Origin of the sequence: Halorubrum lacusprofundi ATCC 49239 (assembly GCF_000022205.1) — an archaeon.
Classification (GTDB): domain Archaea; phylum Halobacteriota; class Halobacteria; order Halobacteriales; family Haloferacaceae; genus Halorubrum; species Halorubrum lacusprofundi.
Map to the genome: position 1 here is coordinate 2,190,289 of NC_012029.1, position 12,296 is coordinate 2,202,584.

Genomic DNA, 12,296 nt, shown 5'->3' on the forward strand with positions numbered 1-12,296 from the left:
GAGCCGAATCGGCACCATTTAAGCCGCAGTCGACCCGGGTTGAAAACGGATGAAACTACACGAACATCAAGCGAAGACTATCTTCGCCGACGCCGGGATCCCGGTACCGGACTCCCGGCTCGCGACGACCGTCGACGAGGCGCTCGACGCGGTCGACGAGATCGGCTACCCGGCCGCGATCAAGGCGCAGGTCCACGTTGGCGGCCGCGGCAAGGCCGGCGGGATCAAGATCGCGACCGACCGCGACGAGGCCGAGCAGTACGCCGAGGAGATCCTCGGGATGGATCTGAAGGGGTACACCGTCGATCAGATCCTCGTCGAACAGGGCGTCGACTTCGTCGACGAACTGTACGTCGGCGTCACGATGGACCGGGGCGAGGGACAGCCGGTTCTGATGGTCTCGACCGAGGGCGGCGTGAACATCGAGGAGGTCGCCGAGGAGAACCCCGACGCGATCGCGCGCGAGCACGTCGACCCCGCGTTCGGGCTCCACCCGTATCAGGCCCGCAAGGTCGTCTACGAGGCCGGCGTCGACGCCGACGTGGCGCTGGACGTGGCCTCGATCCTCACGACGCTGTACGACCTCTACGAGGAGAACGACGCCTCGGAGATTGAGGTCAACCCCGTGATGATCACGAGCGACCGCGACGTGATCGCCGCGGACGCCGTGATGAACATCGACGAGGACGCGCTGTTCCGCCACCCCGACCTCGCCGAGATGGCCGAGGAGTCCTACGAGGACGACTTAGAGCGGAAGGCCGGCGAGTACGGCTTCGACTACGTCCGCCTCTCCGGGAACGTCGGCATCATCGGCAACGGCGCCGGGCTCGTGATGACGACCCTCGATCTGGTCGACTACTACGGCGGCAAGCCCGCCAACTTCCTCGACATCGGCGGCGGCGCGAAGGCCGAGCGCGTCACGAAGGCGCTCGACATGGTCTTCTCCGACGAGAACGTCGATGCCGTCGTGTTCAACATCTTCGGCGGGATCACTCGCGGCGACGAGGTCGCCAAGGGGATCAACGAGGCCCTAGAGCAGTTCGACGAGATTCCCAAGAAGGTGGTCGTCCGGCTCGCCGGCACGAACGCCGAGGAGGGGATGGAGATCCTGAACACGGATCTCGTGGAAGTCGAGGAGACGCTTGAGGACGCGGTCCAGCGCGCGGTGAAGAACGCAGAGGAGGTGACCCAATGAGCATTTTCGTCGACGACGACACGCGCGTCGTGGTACAGGGGATCACCGGCGGGGAAGGCAAGTTCCACGCCGGCCAGATGATCGAGTACGGCACCAACGTCGTCGCCGGCGCGGTGCCCGGCAAGGGCGGTCAGGAGGTCGAAGGCGTCCCCGTCTACGACACCGTCGACGAGGCCGTCGAGGCGGAGAACGCGGACGCCTCCGTCATCTTCGTGCCGCCGGCGTTCGCCGCCGACGCGATCTTCGAGTCGCTCGACACGGACCTCGATCTGGCGGTCGCGATCACCGAGGGGATCCCGACGCAGGACATGGCGAAGGTAAACAAGCGCCTGAGCGAGGTTGACACCCGCCTCATCGGCCCCAACTGTCCCGGGATCATCACCCCCGGCGAGGCGAAGCTCGGCATCCTCCCCGGCAACATCTTCTCGGACGGGAACGTCGGGCTCGTCTCCCGCTCCGGTACCCTGACGTACCAGGTCGTCGACAACCTCACCGAGCGCGGGCTCGGCCAGTCGACCGCCATCGGTATCGGCGGCGACCCGATCATCGGCACCTCCTTCATCGACGCCCTCGACGCGTTCGAGGCCGACGACGACACCGATGCCGTCGTGATGTGCGGCGAGATCGGCGGCGAGGACGAAGAGCAGGCCGCCCGCTTCATCGGCGAGCACATGGACACGCCGGTCGCCGGCTTCATCGCCGGTCGCACGGCCCCGCCGGGCAAGCGCATGGGCCACGCGGGCGCCATCGTCTCCGGCTCCGGCACGGGCACGGCGCAGTCGAAGATCGACGCGCTCAACGACGCGGGCGTCCCCGTCGGCGACACCCCCGAGGAAGTCGCCGACCACGTCGAAGACTTCCTGTAGAACGGCCGGGCGGTTCACCCCGCCGCTTCCGCCTCGCTTTCAGTGCCACCGTTCAGATTTCTAGGTTCAGTTTCGGACATCTGTGTGAAAAGTGAAATTACCCGTAGTCAGGTGTGGCGATGAATACCGGTCCCACTGGCGATCGGGACGGACCGGCGGTCGACGCCTTTCGGGATCGAAGCCGGCCGGAGGGGTATCGCGGCGGGTGCTCGTCGTCGACGGCGCGTGGTTCGAGTTCTGGACCGACCGTTGACGGGGTGCCACCGCGGTGCGGAACGGTATATATAAAACGGTCGTGGACGTGCGGCGGCGGCGCACACCCGGGCCACGGTTATGGTCGACTCGACCGTGTGTACCGGGTATGGACGAAGGTACCCGCGAGCTGCTCGAGCCGCTCCCGCCGAGCGCCAAACTGGTCTACTACGTCCTCGACGAGGAGGGCCGGTTCGACCAGACCGGGCTCGCCGAGGAGACCCGGCTCTCGACCCGAACCGTCCGGTTCGCGGTCGAGAAACTCACCGAGGTCGGGCTCGTCGAGGAGGGGCTCTGCCCCAAGGACGCGCGCCGGTCAGTGTACACTCCCGTCCCCGAGTCGGAGCGGTCGACCGGCTCCGAGCCAGAGGCCGCCTCCGAGCCTGACGCGGAGGCGCCGACGGCGACCGCGGTCGCCGAGGACTGAAGCCACCAGAATTTCTCCCTCCCCGATCCGTCGCGTTTTTGCCCGCGCGACCGGTAGTGAGCCCACTCGATGGCGACGTATCACATCGAAACGTACGGCTGTAGTTCCAACCGGGGCGAGAGCCGGGAGATAGAGCGGGCGCTACGCGACGGCGGCCACCGCCCGGCCGACGGTCCCGAAGACGCGGATGTCGCCATCCTCAACACCTGTACGGTCGTCGAGAAAACGGAGCGGAACATGCTCCGGCGCGCCGAGGAGCTGGAAGACGTAACCGCAGAGCTCGTCGTCACCGGCTGCATGGCGCTCGCGCAGGGCGACGCTTTCCGCGAGGCCGGCGTCGACGCCGAGATCCTCCACTGGGACGAGGTGCCCTCGCACGTGCTCAACGGCGAGTGCCCGACGGTCACCCCAGACGCCGAGCCCGTCTTAGACGGCGTCGTCGGTATCCTCCCCATCGCGCGCGGCTGCATGAGCAACTGCTCGTACTGTATCACGAAGTTCGCGACCGGTCGGGTCGATTCTCCCACTGTCGAAGAGAACGTCGAGAAGGCCCGCGCGCTGGTCCACGCCGGCGCCAAGGAGATTCGGGTGACCGGACAGGACACCGGGGTCTACGGCTGGGACAACGGCGATCGGAAGCTGCCGGAGCTGCTCGACCGGATCTGCGACATCGACGGTGACTTCCGAGTTCGACTCGGGATGGCCAACCCCGGCGGTATCCACGGCATCCACGAGGAGCTGGCCGAGGTGTTCGCCGACAACGAGGAGCTGTACGACTTCATCCACGCACCGGTCCAGTCCGGCTCCGACGACGTACTCGAAGACATGCGCCGCCAGCACCGCGTCGAGAAGTTCCGCGAGGTCGTGGAGACCTTCGACGACCGGCTCGACCACTGGACACTGTCGACCGACTTCATCGTCGGCTTCCCGACCGAGACCGAGGCCGACCACGAGCGCTCGATGGACCTGCTCGCCGAGGTCCGCCCGGAGAAGATCAACGTCACCCGCTTCTCGAAGCGCCCCGGTACCGACGCCGCCGACATGAAGGGGCTCGGCGGGACGATCAAGAAGGAGCGCTCGAAGGCGATGTCCGAGCTGAAGATGGAGGTCGTCGGCGACGCCTACGAGTCGATGGTCGGCGAGACCTTCGAGGTCCTCGTCGTCGAGGAGGGCACCGGCGACTCCGTGAAGTGTCGCGACGGCGCTTACCGGCAAATTATCGTCCAGAACGCGGCGGAGCGCGGCGTCGCAGTGGGTGACTTCCTGGAGGTGGAGGTGACCGGTCACAACACCGTCTACGCGTTCGGCGAGCCGACTGATGGCGGTCGACCCGTCGACGAGGACCCCGCCGAGTCGACCCCGTCGTCGGCGTAAGCTGTCGCCGCGCACGCCGGAATGCACCTCCGATCGGTGGCTGGAATGTCAATTCGACGGAATCTATTTATATCTCACACGAGTGTTAGAAATGTGAAACCAAAGGCCGAACGGCGGTGTCACCTGCTGCTGGCCGTCTCGTTAGTTCTCCTGACCGTCGGCATCGGGTACGATCTGGTCTTCGGCACCAAGTTGGCCGATTTCATGGTCATCATCGCGGGGCTGCTTTTCGGCTGGATCGCGTTCCTCTACTGTTTGGGGAGCACCGAGCTGTGGAGGGAATAAGTCGGCCGCCGCCGTCGGTTTTCGGCTACGCGTCCTCGTAAATGATCTCGATCTCGTCGCCGAACCGATCCAAGATGTTACGCCGCTTCTTTTTCATCGTCGGGGTGAGAAGGTCGTTCTCCTCGGTGAACTCCTCCTTGACGAGCCGGAACCGCTTGATCTGCTCGTACGACTCGAACTCCTCGTTGACGCGGTCGACCTCCACTTGGATCCGCTCGCGGACCCGGTCGTCGCGACAGATCCCCGTGGGGTCCTCGGGGATATCGATCCCGCGGGTGTCGGCCCACGCCGCCAGCTTCTCGAAGTTCGGGACGATCAGCGCGGAGACGAACTTCCGGCCGTCGCCGAGCACGACGCACTGTTCGACGAACTCGTTGGCGGCAAACCGGTCTTCGATCGGACCGGGCGCGACGTTCTTCCCGGTCGAGAGCACGAGCAGCTGCTTGGCGCGCTCGCGGAACGCGATGTACCCGTCCGGTCGGAGCTGGACGATGTCGCCGGTGCGGAACCAGGGGTCGTCCGGGTCGCCGCCGCGCTCCTCGGGCGGGTCGCCCGCCACGACCGCGTCCTCCGGGAGCCGGTCCGGGTCGGTGAACGCCTCGGCGGTCGCGTCCGGGCGGTTCCAGTAGCCGTCGGTCACCTGTGGACCGCGAACCAGCAGTTCGCCGACGTCGCCGGGCAGATCGGCGACCTCCTCGCCGACGACCGCGCCGTCGATCGCGACCTCGGTGTCGACCACCGGCGGACCGATGGTGCCGACCTTCGGCTCCTCGGGCGGGTTGACGCTGATGACGGGGGAGGTCTCCGTCAGCCCGTACCCCTCCAGGATCGGCAGATCCATCGCGTGGTACAGCGCGCACAGCTCCGCCGACAGCGACCCGCCGCCGGAGATGAAGAAGTCGATGTTACCGCCGATCGCCTCGCGAACCGACGAGAAGACGAGCCGGTCGGCGACCGCGCACTTGGCGTTGAGTACGGCGCCCGGTTCGTCGGCCTCGTGGTGGGCCTTCCCCACGCCGACTGCCCACTCGAAGATCCGCTCTTTCACGGGAGACTCGCCTGCCTGCTCGCGGATCGCGTCGTACAGCTTCTCGTAGACGCGCGGGACGCTCGTGGTCGTCGTCGGGCGTACCAGCCCGAAGTCCTCCCGAAGGGTGTCGGGGCTCTCGGCGTAGCCGACGGTCGCGCCCGCCGCGAACATCATGTAGTGGCCCGCCATCCGCTCGAAGACGTGCGCGAGGGGGAGAAACGAGAGCGTCGTCGACTCGGCGCTGATCCCCGGTACGTCGCTGTCGCGGTCCGGGCGATCCGCGAAGCGCCGGTAACACTGCGAGACGTTCTCCCTGAAGTTGGCGTGAGTGAGCCGGACGCCCTTGGGCTGGCCCGTGGTCCCGGAGGTGTAGATGAGGCTCGCAAGATCTCCGACGTCGACCGCGTCGATCCACGACTGGTAGGCGTCCTCGTCGAACGCCTCGTCGCCGAGGGCGTGGACCTCACCGAGGGTGTACACGTCGTCGGTGGACAGGTTCTCTGAATCGGTACCGATCTCCGCGTCGAGGTCGGTCGTGTCCACGTCGTCGAACGTCACGATCGCGTCGAGTTCGTGTTCGAGGTCGTCGACAACCGCGAACACCTCGTCGAGCAACTCGCGATTCTCCGCGACCACGACGGTCGCCTCCGGGTCCTCGATCAGGTAGCGGACCTGGTTCGGCGAGGAGGAGGCGTACACGGTCGTGACCGTCGCGCCCGCGGCCAGCACGGCGAAGTCGGTCTGGGCCCACTCCATCCGAGTCTGCGCGTATAGGGCGACGCGGGTGTCGTCGTCGACGCCGAGTTCGCGGAACCCGGCGGCGAGCCGCCGGACGATTGCGCGCATCTCGGCGTAGGTCACGTCGGCGTATTCGCCCTCCGAGGCGGGCGGGAGCACCCCGCTAGAGACCAGCGAGCGGTCGTAGATACCGCCTTTGTACCGCTGGGCAAGCCGGTCCGCGTTGCGCTCGGCGGACCGCTCGAACATGCGCGGGAGCGTCTCCCGGACGACCACGTCGTCCGCGAACTCCCGCTCCGCCTCTTGCCAGTTCATACCACGACCTTCCGCCGAACCCTCATAAACGATACGGTAGTTCTCTGTTTACTTCGCGGCGCGGTCGCCGGTTCGGCCGGCAGCCGACCGCCATCAAGCGAGGGTTTAATTCCGCGAGCGCGCCAGTGGCAGTCGTGGACCCCGATCGGATCCCCGCCGAGTTCCCCGCCCCGAGCTTTCGAGGGGCACAGGAGCAGGCGCTCGCGGACATCCGCGACGCGTTCGCCGCCGACAACGATGTGGTGTTGGTGCGTGCGCCGACCGGCAGCGGCAAGTCCCTGCTCGCGCGGGCCATCATGGGCGCGTCGGCCACCGTCGACGAGACGGCCCCGAGCGAGGCGACCGGCGCCTACTACACGACCCCGCAGGTGTCGCAGATCGACGACGTAGAGGCGGATGACCTGCTCGACGACTTGGCGGTCATTCGGGGAAAATCGAACTACGACTGCATCCTCCCCGGCGAGCACGACACGCCGGTCAACCGCGCCCCCTGCGTCCGTCAGCAGGGGTTCGACTGCTCCGTGAAACACCGGTGTCCGTACTTCTCCGACCGCGCCATCGCCTCCGGGAACCGCTACGCCGCCATGACCCTCGCGTACTTCATGCGGACCGCCGGCTCGGAGGTGTTCCGCAAGCGCGACGTGGTCGTGATCGACGAGGCCCACGGGCTCGCGGAGTGGGCGGAGATGTACGCGACGATCGAGCTCTCGCCCGGCCGCGTGCCGGTGTGGGACGAGGTTGGCGTCCCCGACGTGGCGGCCGACGCCGGCCCCGAGGAGGATGCGCTCGACCGCACCGCCCGATTCGCCGCGTCGCTTCGCGACACCGCCAAGCGGGCGAAAGACGAGCTGACCGGCCGGCCAGAGCTCGACCGCGAGGAGGTCGCACGCCGGGACCGCCTGCAGGAGCTTATCTCGGAGCTCGGCTGGTTCTTAGAGGACTACCGCGACTCGCAGTCGCCGACGACGTGGGTCGTCGACCAGCCCGACGGCGAGGGATCTGCGCTCGCGATCAAGCCGCTGGACCCGGCCCGCTACCTCCAACACACCGTGTGGGACCGTGGGAACAAATTCGCGCTGCTGTCCGCCACCATCCTCTCGAAGGAGGCGTTCTGCCGCGGAGTCGGTCTCAACCCCGCGAACGTCGCCCTCGTCGACGTCGAGCACACGTTCCCGCTCTCGCACCGGCCACTGTACGACGTGACGCAGGGATCGATGACCTACGAACACCGCGACGAGACGGTCCCGAAGATCGCCCGCCTGATCGTCCGATTGATGGCAGAACACCCGGACGAGAAGGGGTTGATCCACGCGCACTCGTACGACATCGCCGGTCGGCTCACCGAGTTGCTCGGCGAGTTCGGCGTCGCCGCGCGAGTCCGGCGGCACGACCGAGCGAACCGGGACGCGGAGCTGGCGGCGTGGAAGGCGAGCGACGATCCGGAGGTGTTCGTCTCGGTGAAGATGGAGGAGGCGCTCGATCTGAAAGGCGACCTCTGTCGCTGGCAAGTGGTGTGTAAGGCGCCGTACCGCAACACCAACGACTCTCGGGTCGCTCGACGACTCGCCGACGACCAGTGGGCGTGGTACCACCGGACCGCGCTCCGGACCGTCATTCAGGCGTGCGGGCGGGTCGTCCGCGCGCCCGACGACTACGGCGCGACGTACCTCGCGGACGACTCACTGTTAGACCTCTTCGACCGCGCGAAGGCCGACACCCCGCCCTGGTTCCGCGACCAGATCGACGCGATGACGACGCCGACGCTGCCCGACTTCGATCCCACCGCCGCGCTCGCCGGGATCGACGCCGAGCCGAGCGGTCCGTCACGGGCGGCCCGTCGTGGAGGAACGGCCCTCGGTGGAGGGTCGGCCGGGAGCGGCTTGGGCGGAAGCGGGAGCCTCAAGGGCGGCGGCTCGCATGCGGGCGACTCGACCGCGTCCGGCGAGGCGGAGACGGCCGACGGGACGAACGACGGGGGCGGAACGACGCGTACGCGCTCGGAGGCGGACGCCGAGCGCCGGGAGAACCACCCGCTCTCCGATATCTGGGGCGACGGCTAGGGACCGTCGGCGAGGAGAGTCGAAAGCGGTACCGGCCCTCGATCTGGACCGCGACCGTCTGACCGGTTCCGTTCGGTGCTTACAGGAACGCGAACGAGACGCCCCATACCACCATGGAGCTGACCATGAGGAAGGCGAAGAACAGCGCGAACAGCTGTGATCTGTCCATGCATCGCGTACGACCGCAGAGCGTGATAACTCCTGCGGGCGCGAGTCGATATCGGTCGACGCTGACCGGCGCCGCTCACCGATCGAGAGACCACCCGAAACACATTATATTCTCGCGGACTGATCAACTGTCAATATATATCGTATAAGGTGTATCAGGAACCTCAATCAATTAGTAACCTTCATAAACCATCACGTTGGTACTGTAGGTATGGCTACGAACGGGCTGTCGACCGCGCTGACGCTGTACGGTGCGCGAACGCTGACACTCTCTCAGGCCGCCGCGCAGGCCGGCCTCAGCGAGGCGGAGTTCGTCGAGCAGTTGGAGCGCCGCGGCATCGAGGTGACCGATTCGGAGCGCGCCGCCGCGCTCGGGAACGAACAGCCCGCCCGCGCCGACTGATCGACGGCGACACGCGGTGGTGCGGATTTTTGATCGTTCGGCGCTGTCGAAGTCTACTCTTCAGACATCGTTTCGTTCGAAACGGCTGGCCGCTGAACGGTTCTTCGGGATCGATAGCGGGAGTACGTGACGCAGATCGGCGGAGTGGTTGTTTATCCGTGATCGAGTGGGTTACTGGCGGACATTTATAAGCGATCGACGACTTCGCGGCTGCCCCTTTGAGTCCCTCCCCGCACAGCACCATCCCACACCTCACGCCTCTCCAGCCTCGCGGTTCGCGCTCTCCGAGCGCTCACCGCGTCCAGCGAGAATCGAAGATTCTCTGGCAGCCGGTGCGTAGCGCCGGCGACGCCATCGCCCAGTTCTTTATAAGCGAGCGTCGCAGTCGCTCACTGGCTTTTAAATACCGCATCGCTCCCGACGGACTACTCTTCGGGGACGAGGTGGACCTTTCCGCCGTGTTCGAACGCGAGCACCGAGTCGGCGTCGCCGTCGACGAAGTCCGGGTTCGGGACCGTCTTCGCCTCGTAGGTGACCGGGTCGAGCACCTGGATCGCGTTCTCGTCTTCCACCGTCACCACGGTCGTCTCCGCGGCGTCGTCCCGGCGCCCGAGCCGGGTCGCGTCGGGGGCCGCTGCGTCCTCGAACTCGGAGGTGTACTCCGCACCCGTGACGAGGCGGACGCCCCGAAGCCGGCCGGAGACGCTCGTGACGAGCACGGGGCCGTCGCCGTCCTCGGGGTCGATGACCTCGCCCGCGGCGTAGCGCGGGAGCCGGACCGCAAAGGTCACCCGGTACACCTCGTTGCCGTCGCCGTCCTCGGTGACGAGCGTCGGGTACGACTCGAAGCTCCCGCCGAGCGCCTCCGTGATCCGCGTCGCGACGTTCTGCGCGAGCCGGTTCGAGGAGAGCTTGATGTCCGGCCCGTCGTCGGTCTCTTTGACCTCCGTGATGAACGCCTCGCGGTCGCCGTCGGCCTCCTGGTCGGCGACGTACGTCTCGGCGATGTCGAGTGCCTCGGCGCGCTCCGCGGGCGTCAGATCACGTTCGTCCGCGCGCACCTGCACGATCCCGGCGTAGTAGCCGCCGGCGATCCGACCGCAGCGGTCGCAGGTCCCTCGTGAGATCTTCACGGGGACCGTCACCTCCGCGGAGCGGAGCGTCCCGCGGACGATCCCCGAGAAGCGGCAGTGCATCCGGACGTTGTTCTCGTCGACCTGCTCGGGCTCGACGCCCCACTCGACGTCTTCGGCGTCGACGTGGACCCCGAGCGCCTCCGCGACCTCGTCGACGGCGACGTCGGTGTAGTCGCGTGCACCCACGTCCCGCCACGACTCGCCGCGGCGGACCGCGCCGCAGCCGGAACAGACCAGCACCTCGATCCGGTCGGGCGCGTCGACCAGCTCGAAGTCCTCGAAGTAGCAGTCGTCACACAGCAGCGCGTCCCGTCCGCCGGGGTCGCCGGGAAGCGGCTCGCGCCGCTCCGGGACGGTGTCGCCACACCGGGGACAGAACTCTCGCGACTCGCTCATTACCGGCGGCTACGCCGAGGAGGCGTTTAAGCGGCGCGGACCGGCCCTCGTTCGGCACTGCTTGGGCCCCCTCAACACAGATCCCTCCGAAATCGTTTTTCGCGCGGACCGAGAACGGGTGCATATGAGTGAGAACCCCGACGACGAACGGCTCGAAGAGCTGCGAGAGAAGAAGATGCAGGAGCTTCGCGAGCGCGAACAGGGCGGCGGCGCCGACGCCGAGGCGCAACAGGAGGCCCAACAGCGCGCCGAGGCGCAACAGGAGGCCGTGCTCAAACAGTACCTCACCGACGGCGCGCGCCAGCGGCTCAACGCGGTCGCGATGTCGAAGCCGGAGTTCGGTGATAAGGTGAAACAGCAGGTCGCGGCACTCGCACAGAGCGGCCGGATCCAGGGACAGATCGACGAAGACCAGATGCGCGACCTCCTGAAGGAACTCCAACCCGACCAGCAGAGCTTCGACATTCGGCGGCGATAGATGGAGCTCGCGCTGCTGTACAGCGGGGGGAAAGACTCCTCGCTCGCCGCCCACCTGCTCGACCGGTTCTACGACGTGCGCTGCGTCACCGGCAGCTTCGGGCTCACGGACGACTGGAAGCACGCCGAGCGCGCGGCCGCGGAGCTGGGCTTCCCCTTCGAGCGCGTCGAGCTCGACCGCGGCGTCGCCGAGGAGGCGATCCAGACGATGATCGACGACGGCTACCCCCGAAACGGGATCCAGCGCGTCCACGAGCACGCCTTAGAGACGATCGCGAGCCGCGACGCTGACGCGATTGCCGACGGCACGCGCCGCGACGACCGGGTCCCCACGGTGTCGCGCGCGCAAGCGCAGAGCCTGGAGGATCGCCACGCCGTCGACTACATCTCCCCGCTTTCGGGGTTCGGTCGCCACGCCGTCGACCGCCTCGTCGAGGAGACGTTCGACGTCCAGCAGGGGCCGAGCGAGGAGGTTCCCAAGGCCGACTACGAGGACGAGCTCCGGACGCTCATCGCCGACGAACACGGTGAGGAGACCGTCAGCGAGGTGTTCCCGGACCACAACCAGACGTACGTACACGGCCGGAACGACTGATCGATCCGCGCGTCGATCCGGCACGCGACCGACAAGTTCTCGTGACCTCGGGACCGCCGGAACGACTTTTGGCCCCGCGCTCGTAGGGTCGAGTATGTCATCTGAACGAGTCGTCGAGCTGCTCAAAACGGCGTACGCCGATGAGATCGAGACCGTGATGAACTACCAGACAAACGCCATCGTCCTCGACGGCGTCCGCGCCGAGGAGATCAAAGAGAGTCTGAAACAGGATGTCCAAGAGGAGCTCGGACACGCCGAACAGCTGGGGCAGCGGCTCAAACAGCTCGATGCGCGGCCCCCGGGATCGGCCGAGTTCACGGCCAAGCAGGACTCGCTACAGCCGCCCGAGGACTCGACCGACGTACTGGCGGTTATCAACGGCGTGCTCGACGCCGAGGAGGGCGCGATCGCGACGTACCACGATCTGATCGACGCCGCCGAGGACGCGGACGATCCGGTCTCCGAGGACCTCGCCGTGACGCTCCTCTCCGACGAGGAGGCCCATCGGACCGAGTTCCGCGGATTCCAGAAGGAGTACCAACAGGACTAGACGAGGGAGCCGCGTCTCGTCGAGCGCGA

Annotated in this window: 12 protein-coding genes; 10 read left to right on the forward strand and 2 right to left on the reverse strand. The window is 67.0% G+C overall.

Going from position 1 to position 12,296, the window contains the following annotated elements:
- Positions 1–49 precede the first annotated feature (49 nt).
- The 5 genes from sucC to HLAC_RS10980 all read left to right on the forward strand — a co-directional run bounded on the left by sucC (position 50) and on the right by HLAC_RS10980 (position 4,399).
- Positions 50–1,195 carry an ADP-forming succinate--CoA ligase subunit beta gene (gene sucC, locus HLAC_RS10960; protein ID WP_015910905.1) on the forward strand — a complete coding sequence of 382 codons (1,146 nt, stop codon included), beginning with the start codon at positions 50–52 and terminating at the stop codon, positions 1,193–1,195.
- Positions 1,192–2,061: a succinate--CoA ligase subunit alpha gene (sucD, locus tag HLAC_RS10965; RefSeq protein ID WP_015910906.1), complete on the forward strand. Its 870-nt coding sequence runs from the start codon at positions 1,192–1,194 to the stop codon at positions 2,059–2,061. The genes sucC and sucD overlap by 4 nt, the downstream gene beginning before the upstream one ends.
- A gap of 361 nt (positions 2,062–2,422) precedes the next feature.
- The gene (locus HLAC_RS10970) at positions 2,423–2,740 is read left to right on the forward strand and encodes a helix-turn-helix domain-containing protein (protein WP_015910907.1); all 318 of its coding nucleotides are present in this window, start codon (positions 2,423–2,425) and stop codon (positions 2,738–2,740) included.
- A gap of 69 nt (positions 2,741–2,809) precedes the next feature.
- Positions 2,810–4,114, forward strand: a complete 1,305-nt coding sequence (locus tag HLAC_RS10975; RefSeq protein ID WP_015910908.1) for a tRNA (N(6)-L-threonylcarbamoyladenosine(37)-C(2))-methylthiotransferase — start codon at positions 2,810–2,812, stop codon at positions 4,112–4,114.
- A gap of 93 nt (positions 4,115–4,207) precedes the next feature.
- Complete coding sequence (locus tag HLAC_RS10980; protein WP_049933562.1) at positions 4,208–4,399, forward strand: hypothetical protein; 192 nt, start codon at positions 4,208–4,210, stop codon at positions 4,397–4,399.
- Between the two features lie 25 nt (positions 4,400–4,424).
- Here the strand turns inward: HLAC_RS10980 and HLAC_RS10985 are convergent, their stop codons facing one another.
- Positions 4,425–6,482, reverse strand: coding sequence for an AMP-dependent synthetase/ligase (locus HLAC_RS10985; protein ID WP_015910910.1), 2,058 nt, complete (start codon positions 6,480–6,482; stop codon positions 4,425–4,427).
- Between the two features lie 134 nt (positions 6,483–6,616).
- On the opposite strand from HLAC_RS10985, the gene HLAC_RS10990 reads away from it, so the two are divergent.
- Together HLAC_RS10990 and HLAC_RS10995 are read left to right on the forward strand one after the other, a co-directional pair.
- Entirely contained in the window at positions 6,617–8,542 is a 1,926-nt protein-coding gene (locus tag HLAC_RS10990) for a helicase C-terminal domain-containing protein (RefSeq protein WP_049933563.1), read from the forward strand.
- A gap of 379 nt (positions 8,543–8,921) precedes the next feature.
- Entirely contained in the window at positions 8,922–9,113 is a 192-nt protein-coding gene (locus tag HLAC_RS10995; protein WP_015910912.1) for a DUF7317 family protein, read from the forward strand.
- Positions 9,114–9,538: 425 nt separating this feature from the next.
- Here HLAC_RS10995 and HLAC_RS11000 read toward each other — a convergent pair whose 3' ends face one another.
- Entirely contained in the window at positions 9,539–10,645 is a 1,107-nt protein-coding gene (locus tag HLAC_RS11000; RefSeq protein ID WP_015910913.1) for a 60S ribosomal export protein NMD3, read from the reverse strand.
- Positions 10,646–10,769: 124 nt separating this feature from the next.
- On the opposite strand from HLAC_RS11000, the gene HLAC_RS11005 reads away from it, so the two are divergent.
- The 3 genes from HLAC_RS11005 to HLAC_RS11015 all read left to right on the forward strand — a co-directional run bounded on the left by HLAC_RS11005 (position 10,770) and on the right by HLAC_RS11015 (position 12,267).
- The gene (locus tag HLAC_RS11005) at positions 10,770–11,123 is read left to right on the forward strand and encodes a DNA-binding protein (protein ID WP_015910914.1); all 354 of its coding nucleotides are present in this window, start codon (positions 10,770–10,772) and stop codon (positions 11,121–11,123) included.
- Positions 11,124–11,717 carry an alpha hydrolase gene (locus HLAC_RS11010; RefSeq protein ID WP_015910915.1) on the forward strand — a complete coding sequence of 198 codons (594 nt, stop codon included), beginning with the start codon at positions 11,124–11,126 and terminating at the stop codon, positions 11,715–11,717. It begins immediately after the preceding gene.
- 94 nt (positions 11,718–11,811) lie between these two features.
- Positions 11,812–12,267 carry a ferritin-like domain-containing protein gene (locus tag HLAC_RS11015; RefSeq protein ID WP_015910916.1) on the forward strand — a complete coding sequence of 152 codons (456 nt, stop codon included), beginning with the start codon at positions 11,812–11,814 and terminating at the stop codon, positions 12,265–12,267.
- Positions 12,268–12,296 lie beyond the last annotated feature (29 nt).

Bases quoted from the DNA above. Each gene is read 5' to 3' on its own strand.
- sucC (WP_015910905.1), top strand. From the start codon at position 50: ATGAAACTACACGAACATCAAGCGAAGACTATCTTCGCCGACGCCGGG.
- sucD (WP_015910906.1), top strand. From the start codon at position 1,192: ATGAGCATTTTCGTCGACGACGACACGCGCGTCGTGGTACAGGGGATC.
- HLAC_RS10970 (WP_015910907.1), top strand. From the start codon at position 2,423: ATGGACGAAGGTACCCGCGAGCTGCTCGAGCCGCTCCCGCCGAGCGCC.
- HLAC_RS10975 (WP_015910908.1), top strand. From the start codon at position 2,810: ATGGCGACGTATCACATCGAAACGTACGGCTGTAGTTCCAACCGGGGC.
- HLAC_RS10985 (WP_015910910.1), bottom strand. From the start codon at position 6,482: ATGAACTGGCAAGAGGCGGAGCGGGAGTTCGCGGACGACGTGGTCGTC.
- HLAC_RS10995 (WP_015910912.1), top strand. From the start codon at position 8,922: ATGGCTACGAACGGGCTGTCGACCGCGCTGACGCTGTACGGTGCGCGA.
- HLAC_RS11000 (WP_015910913.1), bottom strand. From the start codon at position 10,645: ATGAGCGAGTCGCGAGAGTTCTGTCCCCGGTGTGGCGACACCGTCCCG.
- HLAC_RS11005 (WP_015910914.1), top strand. From the start codon at position 10,770: ATGAGTGAGAACCCCGACGACGAACGGCTCGAAGAGCTGCGAGAGAAG.
- HLAC_RS11010 (WP_015910915.1), top strand. From the start codon at position 11,124: ATGGAGCTCGCGCTGCTGTACAGCGGGGGGAAAGACTCCTCGCTCGCC.
- HLAC_RS11015 (WP_015910916.1), top strand. From the start codon at position 11,812: ATGTCATCTGAACGAGTCGTCGAGCTGCTCAAAACGGCGTACGCCGAT.